The 20,976-nt window shown below is 36.4% G+C and carries 21 protein-coding genes; 3 read left to right on the top strand and 18 right to left on the bottom strand.

All coding sequences use genetic code 11. The features are described from left to right. Positions 1–231 precede the first annotated feature (231 nt). The 10 genes from ACHZK0_RS05670 to ACHZK0_RS05625 all read right to left on the bottom strand — a co-directional run bounded on the left by ACHZK0_RS05670 (position 232) and on the right by ACHZK0_RS05625 (position 9,868). Positions 232–1,305, bottom strand: coding sequence for a sulfate/molybdate ABC transporter ATP-binding protein (locus tag ACHZK0_RS05670; protein WP_262741179.1), 1,074 nt, complete (start codon positions 1,303–1,305; stop codon positions 232–234). A 12-nt stretch (positions 1,306–1,317) separates the two neighbouring features. Next, positions 1,318–2,175, bottom strand: a complete 858-nt coding sequence (cysW, locus tag ACHZK0_RS05665; RefSeq protein ID WP_073517608.1) for a sulfate ABC transporter permease subunit CysW — start codon at positions 2,173–2,175, stop codon at positions 1,318–1,320. 11 nt (positions 2,176–2,186) lie between these two features. After that, positions 2,187–3,014, bottom strand: a complete 828-nt coding sequence (gene cysT, locus ACHZK0_RS05660) for a sulfate ABC transporter permease subunit CysT (RefSeq protein ID WP_073517609.1) — start codon at positions 3,012–3,014, stop codon at positions 2,187–2,189. Between the two features lie 34 nt (positions 3,015–3,048). After that, the gene (locus ACHZK0_RS05655) at positions 3,049–4,104 is read right to left on the bottom strand and encodes a sulfate ABC transporter substrate-binding protein (RefSeq protein ID WP_048545285.1); all 1,056 of its coding nucleotides are present in this window, start codon (positions 4,102–4,104) and stop codon (positions 3,049–3,051) included. A gap of 222 nt (positions 4,105–4,326) precedes the next feature. Continuing rightward, positions 4,327–5,352, bottom strand: coding sequence for an S-layer homology domain-containing protein (locus ACHZK0_RS05650; protein ID WP_262741160.1), 1,026 nt, complete (start codon positions 5,350–5,352; stop codon positions 4,327–4,329). 84 nt (positions 5,353–5,436) lie between these two features. Next, positions 5,437–5,688 (bottom strand): hypothetical protein, encoded by a 252-nt coding sequence (locus tag ACHZK0_RS05645; RefSeq protein WP_000435468.1) that lies wholly within the window; start codon positions 5,686–5,688, stop codon positions 5,437–5,439. Positions 5,689–5,799: 111 nt separating this feature from the next. Then, on the bottom strand, positions 5,800–7,332 hold the full coding sequence (locus ACHZK0_RS05640; RefSeq protein WP_270342051.1) for a fatty acid--CoA ligase family protein: 1,533 nt from the start codon (positions 7,330–7,332) through the stop codon (positions 5,800–5,802). A 164-nt stretch (positions 7,333–7,496) separates the two neighbouring features. After that, positions 7,497–7,922, bottom strand: coding sequence for a hypothetical protein (locus ACHZK0_RS05635; protein ID WP_262741158.1), 426 nt, complete (start codon positions 7,920–7,922; stop codon positions 7,497–7,499). A gap of 212 nt (positions 7,923–8,134) precedes the next feature. Continuing rightward, positions 8,135–9,124, bottom strand: coding sequence for a lipoate--protein ligase (locus ACHZK0_RS05630; protein WP_395761310.1), 990 nt, complete (start codon positions 9,122–9,124; stop codon positions 8,135–8,137). A 9-nt stretch (positions 9,125–9,133) separates the two neighbouring features. Beyond that, entirely contained in the window at positions 9,134–9,868 is a 735-nt protein-coding gene (locus ACHZK0_RS05625) for an MBL fold metallo-hydrolase (RefSeq protein ID WP_395761309.1), read from the bottom strand. Positions 9,869–10,048: 180 nt separating this feature from the next. On the opposite strand from ACHZK0_RS05625, the gene yhfH reads away from it, so the two are divergent. Continuing rightward, positions 10,049–10,177, top strand: a complete 129-nt coding sequence (gene yhfH / locus ACHZK0_RS05620) for a protein YhfH (RefSeq protein ID WP_000567010.1) — start codon at positions 10,049–10,051, stop codon at positions 10,175–10,177. 39 nt (positions 10,178–10,216) lie between these two features. On the opposite strand, the gene ACHZK0_RS05615 is transcribed toward yhfH, so the two are convergent. Continuing rightward, on the bottom strand, positions 10,217–11,233 hold the full coding sequence (locus ACHZK0_RS05615; RefSeq protein ID WP_000103724.1) for a LacI family DNA-binding transcriptional regulator: 1,017 nt from the start codon (positions 11,231–11,233) through the stop codon (positions 10,217–10,219). Positions 11,234–11,430: 197 nt separating this feature from the next. Here ACHZK0_RS05615 and ACHZK0_RS05610 point away from each other — a divergent pair, with 197 nt between their 5' ends. Together ACHZK0_RS05610 and ACHZK0_RS05605 are read left to right on the top strand one after the other, a co-directional pair. Continuing rightward, positions 11,431–12,372, top strand: coding sequence for a helix-turn-helix transcriptional regulator (locus tag ACHZK0_RS05610; RefSeq protein ID WP_375808715.1), 942 nt, complete (start codon positions 11,431–11,433; stop codon positions 12,370–12,372). Between the two features lie 92 nt (positions 12,373–12,464). Continuing rightward, complete coding sequence (locus ACHZK0_RS05605) at positions 12,465–12,965, top strand: DinB family protein (RefSeq protein WP_395761308.1); 501 nt, start codon at positions 12,465–12,467, stop codon at positions 12,963–12,965. Between the two features lie 119 nt (positions 12,966–13,084). On the opposite strand, the gene ACHZK0_RS05600 is transcribed toward ACHZK0_RS05605, so the two are convergent. The 7 genes from ACHZK0_RS05600 to ACHZK0_RS05570 all read right to left on the bottom strand — a co-directional run bounded on the left by ACHZK0_RS05600 (position 13,085) and on the right by ACHZK0_RS05570 (position 20,817). Continuing rightward, the gene (locus ACHZK0_RS05600; protein ID WP_270607316.1) at positions 13,085–13,594 is read right to left on the bottom strand and encodes a GNAT family N-acetyltransferase; all 510 of its coding nucleotides are present in this window, start codon (positions 13,592–13,594) and stop codon (positions 13,085–13,087) included. A 72-nt stretch (positions 13,595–13,666) separates the two neighbouring features. Next, entirely contained in the window at positions 13,667–13,972 is a 306-nt protein-coding gene (locus ACHZK0_RS05595; protein ID WP_270607314.1) for a DUF2087 domain-containing protein, read from the bottom strand. A 39-nt stretch (positions 13,973–14,011) separates the two neighbouring features. Further along, positions 14,012–14,224, bottom strand: a complete 213-nt coding sequence (locus ACHZK0_RS05590; protein ID WP_270342045.1) for a hypothetical protein — start codon at positions 14,222–14,224, stop codon at positions 14,012–14,014. A 143-nt stretch (positions 14,225–14,367) separates the two neighbouring features. Further along, a complete protein-coding gene (locus ACHZK0_RS05585) occupies positions 14,368–17,403 on the bottom strand; it encodes a YhgE/Pip family protein (RefSeq protein ID WP_395761696.1) in 3,036 nt (1,011 codons plus the stop codon). A gap of 215 nt (positions 17,404–17,618) precedes the next feature. Beyond that, positions 17,619–18,191 (bottom strand): TetR/AcrR family transcriptional regulator, encoded by a 573-nt coding sequence (locus ACHZK0_RS05580; protein WP_000963378.1) that lies wholly within the window; start codon positions 18,189–18,191, stop codon positions 17,619–17,621. 272 nt (positions 18,192–18,463) lie between these two features. After that, complete coding sequence (locus ACHZK0_RS05575; protein WP_395761307.1) at positions 18,464–20,413, bottom strand: M56 family metallopeptidase; 1,950 nt, start codon at positions 20,411–20,413, stop codon at positions 18,464–18,466. Between the two features lie 2 nt (positions 20,414–20,415). Next, positions 20,416–20,817: a BlaI/MecI/CopY family transcriptional regulator gene (locus tag ACHZK0_RS05570; protein ID WP_044792665.1), complete on the bottom strand. Its 402-nt coding sequence runs from the start codon at positions 20,815–20,817 to the stop codon at positions 20,416–20,418. Positions 20,818–20,976 lie beyond the last annotated feature (159 nt).

Below are 20,976 nucleotides of genomic sequence, written 5' to 3'. Positions count from 1 at the left end.
CTAATATACTGAGCTTCATATTCCTGGTGTAAATGTGCCTCCCTTAACTGTAATACCTTTATTTATAGAAGGTATTAAGAATATATTCCTTAATAACTGTTAGAAAACGACAGCCCTCTCCTTGTTATATTTCATATGAGAAAAGGCTGTCACTACAAATAAAAGAGGAAGCCTCCCAAAACATATTTTAGGAGGCTTCCTCTTTTTAATAGATTGCTGATTTTAACTCTCTTAAATAACAAAATCCTCCGGAATAAACACCTTCACTTCTTTCGGCTGTACGTATACAACATCACCTGCTTGAATGCTTAGCAGTTTGAACTGTTCTTTACTTATTTCTGCTTCTAAATATTCATCTGTTCCGTCTCGTTTTAATTCTACATATACGACAGGTCCAACTGCGTGAGAGTATGATACTTTTGCAGGGATTGCATCTAGGCTTTGTTTCGTACGAGAGAGGGATAAGTGATGCGGCCTTACGTAAGCTACTCCGTCTACATTTGAAACGTGCTTATGCTCTGGTGCTTCTAGTTCCACTGATCCTACATTTAGCTTACCTTTATGGACGCGGCCGTGAAATAAATTTACATTTCCTAAAAAGTCATACACGAACGGGCTTGCTGGGTTTTCATATACTTCTTCCGGTGTTCCCATTTGTTCAATGTGCCCTTCATTCATTACAACGATGCGGTCCGCAACGTCTAGTGCTTCTTCTTGATCATGCGTTACGAATACGCTCGTAATTTGAAATTCGTCATGTAGTTTCCGAAGCCATCTTCGTAATTCTTTTCTCACTTTTGCATCAAGTGCACCGAACGGCTCATCAAGTAATAAAATTTTCGGTTCAACTGCAAGTGCCCGTGCTAATGCAATACGCTGTCGTTGTCCGCCAGATAGCTGCGCTGGGTAACGTTTGGCGAAACCATCCATTTTTACTAGTTTCAATAGTTCTGTTACTTTTCCTTCTATCACTTCTGCTGACGGTCTTAAGCTTTTCTTTCTTACCTTTAAACCGAAAGCGACATTTTCAAATACATTCATATGTTTAAAGAGTGCATAATGCTGGAAGACGAAGCCAACTTGCCGATTTTTCACATGAACGCTCGTTAGGTTTTCCCCATCAAATGATATAGAGCCGCCATCCGCTTCTTCTAATCCTGCAATAATTCGTAATAACGTCGTTTTCCCAGAACCTGACGGGCCTAATAAGGCGACAAGTTCGCCTTTTGGAATATCCAAATGAATGTCTGTTAGCGCCTGAAATGTACCATATTGTTTTGATACATTTTGAATTTGAATACTCACCATAATCCCCCCTTATTGTCGTTTTTCCATTCTCCATTCAATCCAGTTTTTTATAACGAGCGTAAGAACAGCGATGAGTGACATTAAAGTCGCCACAGCGAACGCTGCTGAAAATTGATATTCATTGTACAAAATTTCAATGTGAAGCGGCATCGTATTCGTAACGCCGCGCACGTGACCTGATACAACAGAAACTGCTCCGAACTCACCGATAGCACGGGCATTACATAGGATCATCCCGTATAAAAGGCCCCATTTTATATTGGGAAGTGTAACGCGCCAAAACATTTTCCAGCCGCTTGCGCCAAGTGATAGCGCTGCCTCTTCTTCACTTTTCCCTTGCGCTTGCATAATTGGAATTAATTCACGTGCAACGAACGGAAACGTTACAAAAATCGTTGCGATAATAATGCCTGGGACAGAGAAAATGAGTTTGATCCCATGTTCGAGTAACCATCCACCAAGAGCAGCCCTCGGTGTGAAAAGTAAAACGAATACTAATCCCGCGATAACTGGTGACACAGCAAATGGCAATTCAATAAGAGAAAGCAATATTTGTTTTCCTTTAAACTGAAATTTGGTAATAAGCCACGCAGCCGCTATCCCGAATATCGTATTAAGCGGTACGACGATACATGCAACGAGAAGTGTTAACCTAATTGCTGAAAATGCTTCTTGATCTGTTACGGCTGCAACGTATACATCAATCCCTCGTTCAAAAGCCTTTAGAAAAATTGTGATGAGCGGCAGTAATAGAAAGAGAGATAAAAATAAAACTGTAATCGTAATGAATACAATTGGTACAAACCTAGATTCTTTTTTAGGTGATTTACTTTTTACTATTTTCTTTTCTAGTAATGTTGGTTCCATTTTCTCCCCTCCTATTCGCTTTTCAGTTCATGCCTTCTACTCCAGCTTTGAATCATATTGATAAGAAGAAGGAAAAGGAGAGAAATAATAAGCATGACAGTCGCTACAGCTGTTGCGCCCGCATAATCATATTGTTCTAGTTTTGTCATAATCATCAGTGGTGCAATTTCTGTTTTCATCGGCATATTCCCTGCGATGAAAACGACAGATCCGTATTCTCCTAATGCCCGTGCAAATGCGAGTGAAAACCCCGCCAGAAGAGCGGGAAAGATTTCTGGTAAAATGATTTTCACAAATATTTGAAAGCGTGATGCCCCTAAACTCGAGGCCGCTTCTTCAATTTCTTTATCAATATTTTGAAGCACCGGTTGCACCATCCGAACGACAAATGGTAAACCGATAAAAGTAAGCGCAACGATTATTCCAAGTTGTGTGAATGCTACTTTTATATGAAACACACTTAATATTTTTCCAATCCAGCCATTTTCCGCATATAAAGTGGTAAGTGTAATACCAGCTACAGCTGTAGGCAGGGCAAACGGTAAATCAATGAGTCCATCTAATAGTCGTTTTCCTGGAAATGTGTATCGAACGAGTACCCAAGCAATTAATAAGCCGAAAATGGCATTTACAACGGCCGCTGCAAATGAAGTTGTCAAGCTAACTTGATAGGAATGTAACACACGCTCGTTCGTTATAACCCCAGCAAACTTCTTCCAACCTAACTGTGAAGTTTGAATAAATACGATAGAAAGTGGTATAAGTACGAATAAACTCATATACAGCATTGTAAATCCAAGAGATAATCCAAACCCTGGTAAAACACGTTTCTTTCTCATCTTCTTTCACCTCATACCCCTTTAGCAGCGCTCATTATTTTTGATACATTTTATCGAATACGCCGCCGTCATTAAAGTGTTTTTCCTGTGCTTTTTTCCAGCCACCAAATAGTTCATCTACTGTAAATAATTGAATCTTCGGAAATTGAGATGCATATTTTTCTGCTACTTTTTCATTACGAGGACGATAAAAGTTTTTCGCCGCAATTTCCTGCCCTTTTTCTGAGTACAAATATTCCAGATATCCTTCTGCTACTTTTTTCGTTCCTTTTTTATCAACGACTTTATCTACAACCGCTACTGGTGGTTCCGCAAGTACACTAATAGAAGGGGTTACAATTTCAAATTTATCTTTTCCAAGTTCTTTTTGTGATAACAACGCTTCATTTTCCCACGCAATTAATACGTCGCCAATTCCTTTTTCAACAAATGTCGTCGTTGCTCCGCGTGCTCCTGAATCAAGTACTTCCACGTTTTTATAAATTTGACCAACAAACTCTTTCGCCTTATCTTCACTATTATTATATTTTTTCAGTGCGTATCCCCACGCTGCTAAATAGTTCCAACGTGCTCCGCCTGATGTTTTCGGATTAGGCGTAATGACAGACACACCTTTTTTCGTTAAATCATCCCAGTCTTTAATTCCTTTCGGGTTTCCCTTTCGCACTAGAAATACAATTGTTGATGTGTACGGAGTTGAATTATCCGCAAATCGCTTCTGCCAGTCTTCTGCTAACAGTTTCTTCTTGCTAATCGCATCAATATCATAAGCAAGCGCTAGCGTAACAACGTCTGCTTCTAGACCATCAATAACAGAACGCGCCTGGCTTCCAGATCCTCCGTGTGATTGTTTTACATTTACCGTTTGCCCATTTTTTTCTTTCCAATACTTCGCAAATTCTTTATTGAAGTCTTGATATAATTCCCTAGTTGGATCATACGAAACATTTAAAAGCTCAACTGTTTTTTTATCTCCACTTCCTTCAGAATTACTAGTGGATGTTGCCGAACCACACCCTGATAAAAGCACAACTGCTGATAATACAATACCTGTACTTTTCATAAACGCTGTCTTACCCCACTTTTTCATTGTTAAGCCCCCTTAGTTTATATAATAGAAAAAGGCACACAATATATTCACAAAAGTGAACATTGTGCGCCTTCAGTTTATCTGATTAGCTTCTCATGTATTTTATTATATCCGATTTCTTTTCATTTTAATTCCGTAATTCATATGTGTCAACTTGGATTTTGTTTTTTCTTCCTAAATAAAAATCAGTGAGGATCGTCCCTCACTGATTACAGTTTCAATTTATTTCTTTAACTTATCCGTCTTCGCAATAAATTGCGCTGCTTCCGCGCGGCTTACTGCTTTATCTGGAGCCCAGCCATTATCGGTTCCAACTGAAATGTTTTCTTGGATTAAAATATCGGCATACTTCGCACCCCAATGATTTTTTAAGTCAGCAAACTCTTTTGGTAGTTTCATATTTTCATTTCTTTCTAATTTATATGCATTTACTAGCATTGTAGCCATTGATGCACGGTTAATAATTCCGTTCGGATTAAAGTTACCGCTCTCATCACCTTTTACAATACCTGCTTTTTCAACGGCTGCGATATATGGAGTTGCCCAGTGATTTTGTGCATCAGGGAATGATGGCTTTGCATCTTTCTTAATTTCTAAACCTAACACAGTTGCTAGTATTTTCGCAGCTGAACTACGATCGATATTTTCAGCCGGAGCAAATGTACCATCTGGCTTACCGTGTACTGCTTCTTTATCTACTAAATATTGAACTGATTCTTGTGCCCAAGTCGGGACATCTGAGAATTTAGGCTTCTGTTCAATTGCACTTGCATCGATTTCAAACTGTAGTTGATATTTATGATCATATTTAATTGCTGGAATTAATATATGCATTTGCATATTATATTTTTTCGAGAACTCACCGATTTCAAATTGAACAACTTTCGTGCCATTATTCGCTTTATCTTCGGAGATTACTTTTACATCATGGAATGTCCCTATTTTATTTGGATCTTCTACTCTAAGATACTGAAAATAGCTACTATCTTGAACTGTTAACGTAACGATTTTTTTATCACCTTGAATAGTTACTTTTGGATTTTTTAAATATGTAGATGCAACTGATGTATCATTCGTTTGATCTTTATAAGTCTTTAAAATAACATCATATGTACCATCTGCTAATTTGCTAGCTGCTTTCATTTCTACTGCCGCTTCTGCTTTCGCAATCGGTGCCATAATACCACTAAATGGAACTGCTAAAGTTGCTGCTATAACGAACGCATTAACATATTTTTTCTTAATCATTATCAATATGACATCTCCCTTTATATAAATATACCCAACACAACTATCATATTGATAATGATTATCAATGTCAAATAAAAAATATCATTTCCTACACAAATATGCCTTTCGTTCATTTTTAAATAGTAAATAATGTGCCGTATGAACTTTCCGTTCTAAATAATCAATAGAATACGAGCTTGATGGATCAACTAAATCACCTATCGCACCTGAAAGATGATCGATGACTTGCTGCAGTATTTCTAAGTTTTTCTTCTCACTTTCCGCGTTCATTTCATCCATAATGTCACAAATAAGGTATTGAACTCTCCGTAAACGTAATTCCTTTTGTTCCACGTATCTCTCCTCCTTATTAGTCATATTACGGTTTAAATATATGGGATTATAGCTTAACCAATTCTAAAAAATACAAAGGCAACCATCTTCATCAAGATGGTTGCCCTATTTTTATACTTGCATCGCTTTCTCTTTTAACGCTCTTCTTAACAATTTACCCGTCGTATTCTTTGGTAATTCTGTTAAAAATTCGATACTCATTGGCACTTTATATTTTGCTAAATGTAACGTGCAATAATGCATCAGTTCTTCTTCTGTTACTTGAGCTTGTTTCAGAACGACGTAAGCTCGTACTGCTTCTCCTAAGTTTTCATCAGGAACGCCAATTACGACAACTTCCGCTACGGCTTCGTGTGTATATAATACTTCCTCTACTTCACGAGGGTATACGTTATAGCCGCCAACTAAGACGATATCCTTTTTGCGATCAACGATATAGAAGTAACCTTCTTCATCCATTTTCGCTAAGTCTCCTGTATATAACCAGCCGTCTTTCAATGTCGCTGCTGTATCTTCTGGTGCGTTATAGTAGCCTTTCATAACGTTAGGTCCGCGAACAATTAATTCACCGACTGCACCAACAGGTACTTCTTCCCCAAGCTCGTTCACAATTTTATTTTCTACATGCCAAATATTTGTACCGATCGACCCTGGTTTACGCGGACGATCTAGCGGGTTAAAACAAGTAACTGGTGATGCTTCTGATAAACCGTATCCTTCTGAAACGATAACGTCAAAACGTTTTTCAAAGTTTTGCAGAAGAGCAACAGGCATGGATGCACCACCTGAAATACAAAGGCGAAGCGTCTTCACATCTTCTGCGCTTGCTTCTTCGAATAAATATAAATAATTGTACATCGTCGGTACACCAGCAAAAATCGTTGGCTCATACGTACGACAAATACGGAATACTTCTTTCGGACTAAATTTCGGTAACATTAAAATAGTTGCTCCGTTCACAATCGGCGCATTTACCGCCACTGTTAAGCAAAATACATGGAACATCGGCAGTGCCGCAACTACGCGATCATCGGCAGTATATTGTAAATACGACGCCACATCGCTCGCATTACTATATAAATTTTTATGTGTTAACATAGCGCCTTTCGGTTTTCCAGTCGTGCCTGAAGTGTATAGAATAACCGCTACATCTTCTTCATCTAGCTCTGGGCCTTCGTAAGTTACATCTCCAGCCCCTATCATTCTCGTAAACGTTTTCATTTTTTCGGTTTCTGTATGGTTAAAATCTGATGAGGTTTCGCATATGATGATGTTTTCAAGTGAAGGAAGTCTTGTTGTAAGAGATTGTATAACAGGTAGAAGGACGTCGAGTACGATGATTGTTTTTACATCTCCATTTTGTAAAATGTAATGCATTTCGTCTGCTGTATAAATTGGATTAACTGGAATAACAGTTGCTCCAGCTTTCATTGTTCCGTATAAACCGACCAAAAAATGTGGTGAGTTTCCAACAACTAATGCGACATTGTCCCCTTTTCCAATGCCCATTGCTGCTAAATTGCTAGAAAACCTTGTGACCATTTTGTTTAATTGGTCATACGAGACCGACTGATCCATAAATATATAAGCCGGTTTATCCCCCTTCTTTTTCGCCGTTTCAGCCAAAGATTGAACGAGATTCACACAAACCCCACCTTTATAAAATTTAGAATATTTAAAAATTCTAAATTAATTATATTAAAAGAAAATTAAAGTAGCAAGTGATATTCCATTAATTGCATATACAACGATCACCTCCTATTGATTCACTTTGGAAGGATAAGGGAGTTTCATTTGTTAGCACCTTATCAAACGAAGGCTAAAATCATTTCAGGATAATATGCACTCATCTTTTCACTAAGTTTTTCTAGTTCCTCTCTATTCAAGCTCGTATGCTCCCCATATAAGTTGATTGCATCCGCTCCGTTTTCATGAAAAAACAATGTAACATATAATGTCGGTAACCCGTTATTGGCCTCATCTATCGACAAGACAAGATCTGGCGTTTTACTCACTGTACTAAACTTTTCATTTCTTTTCCATTTCTTATTTTGAAACATAGTTTGTATATCATCTATCTTTCGTTTGTTATCTGTATGTGTAAAATATATGACATGATCCTTCGCTGGCTTTCCAATAGATAAAAGTGTGCGACTTGAGGACGTTTCATCGTTACAGGCTGTCATTCCGATGACGAAGCTGAGCAGTAATACAACGTACATTACTCTTTTCATTTCGAACCGCCTCCTTTGAATATATATATTCCTTTACGAGGGGCAAATGTACTGTGATTTTATGGTGAATGAAATTATATCGACGATTTTTCGAATATATCAACCGCAACTCGAAATATATCAGCGATTTTCCAAATATATCGACTTACCGACAAAACACGACAATCTACGCAAAAAAAAGAGGCTGCTCGTTACGGCAGCCTCCCTCATTTTTAGAAGAATAAATGTAAGAAATCTTCTGTTGTAATATTACCGAAGTAACGCGCGATATCTACGCCTTCTAAAGCTACAGTGAATGCATCTTTATCAAATTGTACACCTGTTAGACGCTCTTCAATGTCATGTACATCTAGTGAACCGAAGAAGTCACCATAAATTTTACATTCTGTTACTGTTCCTTTTTTCACTTCAAGACGAACGTCAACTTGTCCAACTGGGAAGCGGTGGGAATGTTGTAAGTTGAACTTCGGAGATTTTCCGTAGTTCCAATCCCAATTTTGGTAACGTTCTTCAGAAAGTTTATGGATTTCTTTCCAATCATTTTCTGTTAATTCGTACATCGGAATGTCTGTTTCACCTTCGAAAATTGTTTCTAGAAGAAGTTGTCTAAACTCTTCTGTCGTCATTTTTTCGTTTAAGAACTCTGTAATGTTCGCAACGCGGCTACGGATTGATTTGATTCCTTTTGATTGGATCTTATCCATTTTTACTTTTAACGCTGATACGACGTGATCGATTTCAGAGTCAAATAGTAACGTACCGTGACTGAACATACGACCTTTCGTTGAGAACTGCGCGTTACCCGAAATTTTTCTACCTTCAGCTAAAATGTCGTTACGACCACTTAGTTCTGCATTTACGCCTAATTTACCAAGCGCTTTCGTTACAGGCTCTGTGAATTTTTTGAAGTTGCTGAAACTGTCTCCATCATCTTTCGTAATAAAGCTGAAGTTTAAGTTTCCTAAATCATGATATACTGCGCCTCCGCCTGATAGACGACGAACGACGTGAATACCTTGTTCTTTTACGTAATTTGCATTAATTTCTTCTACTGTGTTTTGGTTTTTACCAATGATAATAGAAGGTTCGTTAATGTAGAACAGTAAATATGTTTCGTTAATATCTAAATTCTTCACACAATATTCTTCAATTGCTAAGTTTATTCTAGGATCTGTAATCCCTTTATTATCAATAAATAACATCGTATCACCTCATGAGTTCCATACGTAGCCACTATGCGCTAGCGTAATATGGCCACTGAAAATTTGTTTTGCTTCTGTTACTAAATCAGATGTGTTGCCTGTATGCGGTAAGTGCGTTAATAAAAGTTCTTTTACATTTGCATCTTTCGCAATACTTGCTACTTCTGTACTATTCATATGCCCTGCTTTTGCCGCTTCTTGATGTGCATACATATTACACTCACAAATGAAAAGATCAGCATCTTTTGTGAATGGAATGAATTCAGGAATATAACTGGAATCTGCGCTATATACTACAGCGTCACTACCAGCTGTAATACGCATCGCGAAGCATGTAACAGGATGAACAGTTTTTAAGAATGAAATCGAGAACGGTCCAACTTGAAGTGTTTCTTCTGGGTTGTACGCGATCCCTTTCGTATGTGGTTCATGCGTTAAAGAACGGAATCCATTCTCGTCAAACGTATGACCGTATATTGGTAATTCCGGTAGTTGCCCCTTTGTCGCACTCGTAATTAATCTCGCATATTGCAATACCCCAATGTCTGCAACATGATCGTGATGATAATGCGAAAGTACAACTGCATCTATATCAGACGGTGTTATATATTTTTGAAGCTGTGCTAGTACACCACTACCACAGTCTACAAGTAAACGAAAACCATCGTGTTCAAACAAATACCCCGACGTTGCTTCTCCCGCTTCTGGAAAGCCGCCCCAAAAGCCGACAACAGTCATTTTCATATGTATCCATCCTTTCTAAAACCGAGTAGGAATGCATGTTTCACTTACATCCTACATTGTTAACTATAATCCATTTCCTAAACTTTTTCATTAATTTTCAATTTTGTTATAAAACAGTTGTTGACTTTTGTTTTTTGTACTAATACAATGATAGTAAGAAATGGAAATGGAGGGATTGACATGATCGATCAACCAATGGAGTTTTTCAGAAATTTACCGACGAAAACTTGTGCGCACTGCGGGAAAGAAATTGATGAGCAGCACGAAGCATACCATAACAAATGTGATGACTGCGTTCACGAAGAATAGTAGTTTATGAACATAAAAAAACCTAGCAGACATAGTCTACTAGGCTAATAACATCGTATCTTTCTTCATCGTTGAACCTTTCACCAAGAGCTCCAGTTCAAACTCATACAATTCTTTTTGTCGATAATTTTTCGTATGGATTTTATCCATCATCAGGTCGACAACTTTTCGGGCCATCTCATCGATTGGCTGTTCAATTGTCGTAATACCTGGCTCTGTAATCTGTGATAATATTTGATTATCAAAACCGATAACAGCGAGATCATCTGGAATGCTCCAGTCATGGCGTTTTGCCTCTGAAATAATTCCAGCTGCAACCTCGTCGCCTCCTGCCAAAATCGCGGTAGGATTTTTTTTGTCCTTTAATACTTCATGGAATATTCTCTTTCCATCATCCCAAGAGAAAGCGTTTTCAAGAAAATCGATCGCTTCTACTTGGCGACTCTTCTCTGTTATGGCACGTAAAAAGCCCATTTTTCGCTGTTGGCTAACCACTTTGGTTTCGTTTCCACGGCAAAAAATAAGATTACGATATCCTTGTTCTAACACATGCTTAGCAGCTATGTATGCTCCTTGCGCATGATCAAACTTCACTGTTGGAACATTTGCTTCCTCAATATATTCATTACATAACACGATTGGACCGTGCTGTAAGTATGGCTCTACATCTTCCCACGGATTTTCTAGTGAACATAGAATAATCCCATCTACTTGTTTCGTAGATAATAATTGTAAATACTCCATCTCTTTTTCCGGTAAATATCTTGTTTGACAAATAATCAGTTTATATTTATGTTCAGAAGCAGCAATCTCGATTGCTTCGATAAATCTACTGAAGAAAGGATTTGTAATCCTTGGAACTAGCACCGCAATTGTTTCCGTCTTTTGTTTACGAAGCCTTCTCGCCGCAGAATTAGGAACAAAGCCTAAATGCTTCATTGCTAATTGAACCCTTTTTTTCTTCTCATCTGAAACATATGGATGATTATTAATCACCCTAGAAACCGTTGTCCTTGATAACCCCGCTAATTTCGCCACGTCCTCTATAGTCGACACGAAATTCTCCCCCTTTTCATGAAAACGTTTTCTTAAATTGATTATATAGTATATTATTGGAAACTGCAATATGGGTTGTTATGATTTTACTATATTAATATTATACATAGGGAAAAGTCTGTTAATAGGAGGAGAGTTTATACTGCTTTTAGAAGTTTACAGTAGGCATATTTATAAAAGATACAGGGGGATATTTCATGAATCGGACAGATCGTTTATTAGCTATATTAATTGAATTACAAAGAAGACAAACTGTTACCGCACAAAGCTTAGCTGAAAAATTTGAGACAAGTATAAGAACGATTTATAGAGATATGGATGCACTTAGTGAATCTGGCGTCCCACTTTTCGCCATGCCTGGCCAAGGTTATTCATTAATGGATGGTTATTTCTTACCACCCATTCAGCTTACGTCTGAAGAGGCTGTTACTCTTTTATTAGGCGGTGATTATATCGAGAAAACTTTCACTTCTTCTTTCTCTGTACACGCAAAATCAGCAAAAGAGAAGCTTGAGGTTGTCCTCCCTACTGATCAACAAAAGAAAGCCCGAGAGTTACGAGGGACTTTCCGTTTCCTTTCTCCTATATTTTCACACAAGCAATCTGAACAAGAAAAACTTGAAAAACAACTTATCCTGTTGCAAGAATCTATCCAAAAAGAACAGGCTATCTCTTTTTCTTATCGTAAACCAAGAGAAACTACAAAAATAAAACGGACCGTTCATCCTTACGGCTTAGTCAATATTTCAGGAATTTGGTACGTCGTTTCCCATTGTTTACTTCGAAAACAAATACGTAATTTCCGCTTAGATCGAATGGAGGAATTACAGCGAGAACAAGAATTCTTTACAAAACCCGAAGACTTTTCTTTGCAAGAATATCAGCCTGAAAGCAACCGTACTGTGATGATTCATTTATTATTCCCAGCCCATATTGCACATAAAATTATTGAATCACGATACTTCTTTATAGATTCATACGAGCATAGAGACAATGGTTTTCACGTCTTTTTGAAATCAAGAAATATAGACGAAGTATTTCAATGGGTATTAAGCTGGGGAAGCCAAGTGCAAGTACTTGAGCCAAACGTTCTATCTGAGAAAATCCGTGATGAAGCAAGGAAAATGTTAAAACTTTAATTGTTGCATTTCACTACTGACATAATGTTGTCAGCATTACTTCTTTATAGTAGGGAGTAACAAATACATTTTCATAAAAAGGAGTTAGTGATATGAAGAATTTTGAAGAGTTAGCAACGTACTACATAGAGGAATTAGAAAAGTACTCTATAGAACAATTTAGGATGAAGCCTTCTCATGAGGAATGGTCTCTCGGTCAAATGTATAATCACTTAATTTCAGCTACACGCATGCAGTTAGATGCAATCACGAAATGCAGAACTGAATTACCTCCTGTAACTAACAAGAAAACAGATATGGGAGAAAAGGTATATAAACTTGGTGCTTTCCCAAATATACAAATCAAAGTACCAAATCATCCTGGATATACACCTGAAAACCCCTCTAATAAAGAAGAAATACAAAAGCGTATTCTGGAATTAATTGTAGTTGTTAAGGACATTGAGCCAACACTTTCTTCTATCCCTAGTGATTGTAAAGTCGAACATCCTGGGCTTGGTTACTTACATGCAGCAGAATGGTTCCAGCTTATTTCTATGCATTTTGCACATCATCTTCGTCAGAAAGAAAGATTGGAACTTAAGGTTTGCTAAGTGTTAACATTTCCACTAAAAAGAGACTGCCAATATTGGCAGTCCTATCACTAAAATATGCACCGTCTATATGATGACTCATAAAGTCTCACTTACTATCAATAGAAAACTCCTTTATTTTATTCAATATAAAGCCCCATCAATACGTCATCTCCATAAGATCCATCTTCATATTTAATTTGCTTTATTTGTCTTCCTTCTTCTACAAATCCCATACGTTTATACACCTTAATCGCCCTATCATTAATAGAAACTACGCCTAAGCAAATTTTCTCTAAACCTTCCTGCCCTTTAGCCCAGTTAATAAGAAATTCAATTAGTTTCGTACCAATGCCTTGATTACAGTACGCCTCTCTAATCCCCATTCCCATTGTGCCTGCATGTCGTAAGCGGTCTAATTCATATCGATTAAAAATTAAAAAGCCAACCACTTTTTTATCTACTTCATAAACTATGTAAAGATTACCCTTTTCATTGCCTTTCCCTATCTTTTCTTTTTCTGCATCAATATCATTGGGCAGTTTAGTTGGAGATACTATAAAAAACTTTGTAGTAGTTTCCGATAATATAATTTCTTTTCTAATATTCATAATGGATTCTGCATCAATCTCTTTTGCTAACCGTATCACTGAATCACCTCATACCTTTTTCTAAAAACTACAAAGAAGAATAGATAACGTGAGGATTCCCCTTCTAATTCATTATTTTAACTCCTCCCACTTCGTCCAAACTTCTCTCCCGTTTACATGGTACATATTATCCTCTCGATCCATAAACCCGTGTACAATAAACTCACGTCTAATCGTACAAAAATCATCGTGATATTGTTTTATAAATGTATTCATTTCTTTTTCTGTATATTGATTTCCAGCGTTTAACTTGCTAATTAAATGCTCCAACAATACTAGTTTTTTCTTCTTTTGACCTGGAATCGATTTTAGACGGTCCTCTTTATCGAAAAAGTTACGAATCGTCGTATCCCTGAATTTCATTTCACTTTCAGTCATTTTGTTGTCCTCCATCGGTTTTTATGCAATGAAACTTTATTATTTGTCCTTACTATTCTTCTTCATTCTTTCACTTACAACATCCATAAAGTAATACCCGCTAATTAGCACATAGTAAACTAAAAGTATTCCTAGTGCATCTTTCATATTTATATATTTTTCTTTATGAAACAAGATAGGTGAAAGGGCGTAAACAAGAAAGATAATTAGTGGATTTAAGATAAAATAAAAAGTAAGATTTCCTTTCATCATATCAACTCCTCTATATCTAGTTTTCTCTATAAATTGTTGTAAATCCTTTTCTTTCGTCTCTATATCTTGTAAAAAGGTTTATATAAACTACAGAAAAGACCTCCTATATTAAAATAAAAAAGCACCGAAAAGGTGCTTTTTTTCTACGCTTCAATCGATTGATTTTCCGCAATATTTCTAAACTGTCGTTTGTGCATCCAAGTTAAGGATGCAATTGTTCCAAGTGATAACACAACGATGAAAATCATGAGTATCCCTACGTTTTGCCACATGAAGTTAAAGTCTCCACTTGATACGACTGCTTTCAATCCTGATACAGAGTATGTCATCGGTAACCAAGCATTGAATGGTTGTAAAAACTTCGGAATCAATTCTAGTGGGAATGTTCCAGCACTTGTTGTAAGCTGAATAATTAATGTGATGATGGCGATGAAACGTCCTGCATCACCAAATGCTGTTACTAAACATTGAATTAATGCGATAAACGCTAAACTTGTAACGATGCTAAAGAGTATGAAATACGGAATACTTTGTACTTCTACACCTAATCCGAATAGTAATATCACATCTGCTACTATCGCTTGAATAATACCGACTGATAATAACACGCCGAACTTACTAATAAACCAACTAAATCCTGATTTTGGAACGCCAACTGTATCACGTAATGGATATACGATTGACAATAGTAATGCCCCAACAAATAAACCGAGTGATAAGAAGTACGGTGTAAATCCAGTTCCGTAGTTAGGAACTTCCGCCATTTTCTCCGTCTTCACTTTTACAGGACTTGCAAACATATCATACGTTTTATCGGTTCCTTTTACTTCACCAGTTTTTTCTGCTCCTTCGCCAAGTTTCTCAGCAAGTTCACCTGAGCCATCGTTTACTTTTACGAGGCCATCTGTTACTTTTCCAGAGCCGTCTGCTAGTTTATTTACGCCGTCGATTAGCTGGGTTGAGCCGGTTGACAATGCACTTAATCCTGTTGTCACTTGGTCAGAGCCATTTGCTAATTGTGTTATTCCGCCTGTCATTTGGCCCGCTCCTGCAGATAATGTTCCTAAGCCGCCTGTTACTTGGTTTGAGCCATCTGCTAATTTGGATACTCCCACAGATACTGTGCCTAAACCACCTGTTACTTGGCTTGAGCCATCCGCTAATTTCGTTACGCCTACAGATAATGTTCCTAAACCGCCTGTTACTTGACTTGAGCCATCTGCTAATTGATTTACTCCACCTACCATTTGGTTTGCTCCTGCAGATAATGTTCCTAAACCGCCTGTTACTTGGCTTGAGCCATCTGCTAATTGATTTACTCCACCTGCCATTTGATTTGCTCCTGCAGATAATTTGTCTAAGCCGCCTGTTACTTTACCCGAACCATCTGCTAATTGATTTATCGCATCAATTAATTGACCGGATTCGTTTTTTAATTTATTTGCGCCTTCTTTAGCAGTATTTAACTTCGCACCAAACCCTTGAAATTTTTCAACAAACCCTTTTTGTGCACTGGATAATTGATCAATACCAACAGTTAACGATTTTAATTCTGCTGGATTTGGTAATTTACTTTGCCCATCACCTGTTTTTTGATTTATTTCACCTTTTAATTGTTTTACTTCTTCATTTAATTTATTTGTTCCACCTGCTACTCCCGCAGCCTTTTGCTGAACTGTCGCTGTACTTTTTACAGCACTTGTTATGAATGGTTGTAACTGCTCTTGATATTCTTTTGGTAAACTTTCAATTTGCTTTTGTAAATTCGCTACATCTTGCGCTGCTGTTTTTGCATCTCCTGCTGTTGATTGCGTAAGCTCATGTAACTGATTCACATTCGCCCCAGCACCATCTATTTTTTCATTTACTGTATTCAATATAGAAGGGCCTTTTGACTGCATTTCATCTAAAGCTGCAGCAGAACTTTTCACTTTACTATTTAAATCTTGCAAACCTTTTTCAATTTTTTGAGAAGCTTCCTCTAATTGGCTTTGTCCCCCAGCCAGTTGTTCCATACCATTTGATAGATCAGTTGTTCCTGTTTTTAATTCACCGGATTTACTTACTAATTTGTTCAAACCACCGGTCACTTTCTCAGATCCATCATGCAATTCATCAATTCCTTTTTGCATTTCACCTGTTTTGCTATTTAACGTAATTAAACCCTCTGTTACTTTGCCAGATCCATCTACTAATTTTCCAATACCTGTTTGCATCTCACTTGTTTTACTATTCAACGTATTTAAACCGTCAGTTACTTTTCCGGAGCCGTCTACTAATTTCCCGATACCCGCATTGCTATTTAGTGCATGTAAACCCTCTGTTACTTTTCCAGATCCATCTACTAATTTTCCGATACCTGCATTGCTATTTAATACGTGTAAACCATCTGTTACTTTGCCTGACCCATCTACTAATTTCCCTACACCTATCTGCATCTCGCCTGTTTTACTATTTAACGTATTTAAACCTGCTGTTACTTTCCCAGATCCATCATATAGTTTCCCAACTCCATCCTTCATCTCTCCAGACTTTCCTTGAAGTGTATGAAGGCCATCCGTCACTTTACTTGAACCATCATGCAGCTCACTTGATCCGTCGTGTAGTTTATTTGCTCCTTCCGCCCCATCTGCTAATCCTTTTGAGACGTCTTGAATAGAATCAAACATTTTCTCTGCATATGTTTTCGTTAACGTACTTGATACTTCACCTTTAATTTTTTCAATGGCTGTTCCGCCAATTTGTGAAGATAAGAAGTTTAAGCTTTCGTTTGGAATATATTCTAAGTTTAATGGTTTTGGATCATCTTTTAATAACGTTGTAGCGTTACTTGAGAAGTTATCTGGAATGCGTACTAACATGTAATACTTTCTACCTTCCATTCCTTTTTTCGCTTCTTTTTCACTGACAAATTCCCATTTAAAACTTGTATTATCTTTTAAGTTGTCAACAAGCCCTTTTCCGACCTCAATTGGTTTCCCGTCAAATACTGCACCTTTATCTAAATTGACTACCGCCACTGGCAAATCATCTAACTGTTTATATGGATCCCAAAAGGCCCATAAAAACATACCTGCATATAAAATTGGTACGAATAAAACCGCGATAATTGGAATTAATATTTTTTTACTTTTTATAATTTCAGTAAACTCTTTACGAAGTAATTGATTCCATTTCATCATTTCTACCCCTTTTCCGAATGACCAAATTGTTCATACGGTCATTTTCTCCCAAATAAAAAGGCTATACCTATTCATACATATGCCTTATCCCCGAATTTATACTATGCAACTGTTTCTTCATATGAAGTGAATATTTCTATTATCCCTCCCTAAAATAAATGTATGACCGGATTGTTCAAGTGGTCACTTTTTATAATAATAAAAGGATTATCTTAGTTTGACAATCCTTTTAATAAATAAAGTTCAAATAATTCTGCAATTTTTTCTTTTTCTAGCGGTTCATGATTTTTTTCCCAATCAAAAATAAGCGATACGTATAAGCGAAGCATAATAAATGCTGTAATTTCTGGATCACATTTGCTAATCTCACCTTTTTCAATCGCAATCTTTAAATACGATTGAATGACAGAAACGATTTCCACATCTACTTGTTGCATCACTTCTTGTACTTCTTTCGTTCCCATATCGCGCTCTTCTTGAATTAACTTAATCATGAGCTGATGTTCTTTTCTGAATTCTAATATGCTATATAATGCTCTATGTACATTTTCAAAAAATGAAACATCTGAACGAATTGCATTTTCTGCAACTTGCTTCATTTCTGTAATTAAATTAGAAATAATTTCACCAAATAGCTCTTCTTTATTTTTGAAAAAAGTATAAATCGTTCCTTTTCCTACATTCGCTAATTTCGCTACTTGATCCATCGTTGTTGCTTTATAACCGAACGCTGAAAAAGACTTTGTTGCAGCTTCAATAATAGAACGTTTTCGATCTATCGCCACATCTTCACCTCCAAAAATGACCAATTGGATAATATAGTCAATCAGTACATCTTTGATATTACCACACGCTTACATTCTATACAAGTTCTCTTTTTTATTATTTCCAGTATAAAAAATTCCAGTCAGTGTATATCATACTGTCCATAGTGTATCAAAAAGAATGCTTATATGGAAAGCAAGAATATATTCATAATAATTGCTGGCTAGATCCCACTAGAAATTCAATAAAATAGACAGTGTTCTTAAAACAAAAGTTTTAAGAACACTGTCTTTTATTTTGACATAGAAAGTAATATTTTCTCCATCTCTTTCTTAGTTAGATCATCATCAATTATCTCTTCGTATATCTTTGTATCTCTTGTAAAAATATCATTTACTATGACAATTTGATAATCACTATTCTTACCTTGTGCTGGTACAAACATTTTGAGTCCTTTTAACTTACTCTCTCCTTGAGAATATTTATTATAGACCATTTCTTTCCCGTCTAAACTATAACTTTCTAGATTCTCGTCTCCAGGCATCATGTAGTGTAGTGGATCCTTGCCACCATTAACATTACCATCCATATACATCCTTGACTGGTAAATTGTAAAACCATATTTTCCTTTTGTATATTCTGATTTAATAACTAATTCTACATCTCTTCCAAAATATGAATCAGCCCATTCTCTCTTTAATTCATAACCTTCAGGTATATAAGTTGGCTTCTTAATTTGATACGGTACATGTTCTTTTGCTTCTTCCATAGTATATGTTAAAGACTTCTGCAATTTATCATCAAAAGGTTTTAATTTCTTCTGAATACTAGCTAGTCTTTCTTGATCAGGTTTATTCAAGCGTTTAAGATTCATTTCCTTTGTATCTCCATCATAATTCTCAGGCACATTTTTCTTAACCATTGCTTTTTTCTGAATTTCCCTAGCCTCTTTAAATAATTGGACATATTGTTCAAATTCTTTTTTTGTAAAATTCTTTTCTGCCAAATACAAAAAATCTGTATCTCTTTTATATGACTTTATCGACATACCCCATTCTCTGCTTGCATTCTCTGGTGTACCATATACTGTTTCTATCGCTTTTTCAAATGCCGCTTTAGATTGCTTGTTTTCTACAACCTTTTCCTTCTGTCTTTCATCTCCCTCGGTTATCCTTGCATTCAATAAGAATCCCCCTGCTATAACTGCTATAGCAATAACGCCAAGTAAAGACAGACGATACGATTTCTTTTGGAACTTTTTAATCATAATGATTCTCCTTTTTAGTGTTCGTTTATTTCTACTTAAATTGGCTAGGCTTGGTGCTTGATAGGAATAGTGTTCTAAAAGGGTAATGATCGTATGACCGTATGCAATTTGCTCCTCTTTATCTATAAACGTAAGCGCATATGCATCGCAGGCTAATTCTTGATCTTCTCTCATACAGAAATAGGCGTACCAAAGAATTGGATTGAACCAATTTAATAAGATTAAACTGTACATAATCCAATTTACAGCTACATCGCTTCTTTTAATATGAGCTAACTCATGGTAAAAGACATATTGTAATTGTTGTTCATTTAATGCTTTCATATGTTTTTTTGATAGTAATACTTTCGGGCGGAAGAAACTAAATACAGTTGGGCTCGCAATCTTTCCCGCTAGACGTAATGAAACTGCCTTCTTCATTTTCATAGACTGCTTACAGCGATTAAACACTGTAACGACCTGTTCATCCGTAATATCTGGTTGTTTCTTTATGTAAGAATATAAACGTCTATTTGTAATAAACGTGATGACTGCTAATACGATTACTCCAGCTAACCAAACATATAGAGCAATTTTGTATAAAGAAAGTGGAGTCTGTTGTTCCGCACTCGCGTTTACTTCAGGTTCACGATTCTTTGTCACAGTTTCAGAATTTGATTCTAATTCCACTGTCTGTTTCATCTCGTTATTCACTGTATTCTCAGGTGAAGATGTATTTTTTTGAATAACTTCTGATACACTAGAACTATAGGAAAATAATGAATAAATGCTATAAGAGCTATCTGGTGACCACGGTAAAAGTAGTCGTATCATTAGTACGATCCACAGCATATATTGCCACCGGGGCATTAACTTATTTCTAAATAGCACTTTTATACATAAAATAAATCCAACTAATATACTGGCCATAAGTGACGTTTCTATAAGCCAATCAAAAAAATGAGGAAGGTATACCTTTATAAGCATGTCTATCATCGTTATCTATCCTTCCTCTTATTCTCCTCTGTCTTTTCATCTAAAATGCGTTTCAGTTCATTAATATCATCTGAAGACAGTTTTTCCTCTTTTAAGAAATTAACAAGTAATGGCTTGAACGCTGCGCCGCAAAAACGCTTTAGCAAAGATTTCGTTTCAACTTGTAAATAATTATCTTGTGATACTAACGGATAATAAGCATACATACGCCCTTTATCTTGATGGTAAGAAACGGCTTCCTTTTGTACTAACCGATTAATTAATGTGCGAATTGTTTTCGGTTTCCAGTCCATTGCATCTTCTAGTTCTTCTATAATTTCATTCGCTGTTTGTGGAGAATTAGACCAAAGTACTTTCATAATTTCTAATTCAGCTTCAGATATTTTAGGTAATTGATTTGTCATAATATATTTCACTCCTCCGTATTACATTTGTAATCTACAATTAAGATTACAAATGTAATACTTAATTGTCAACCATATTTTAGAAAATACAATTTCTGTTAAACCTTACTTAACAACAACAAATTTCCCTTTTTTCAAATAATCAAATAAAAAAACAAG

The organism is Bacillus sp. 3G2 (assembly GCF_044324725.1).
GTDB classification, from domain to species: Bacteria; Bacillota; Bacilli; order Bacillales; family Bacillaceae_G; genus Bacillus_A; species Bacillus_A mobilis.
This window is presented reverse-complemented; position numbering and strand designations above follow the sequence as displayed.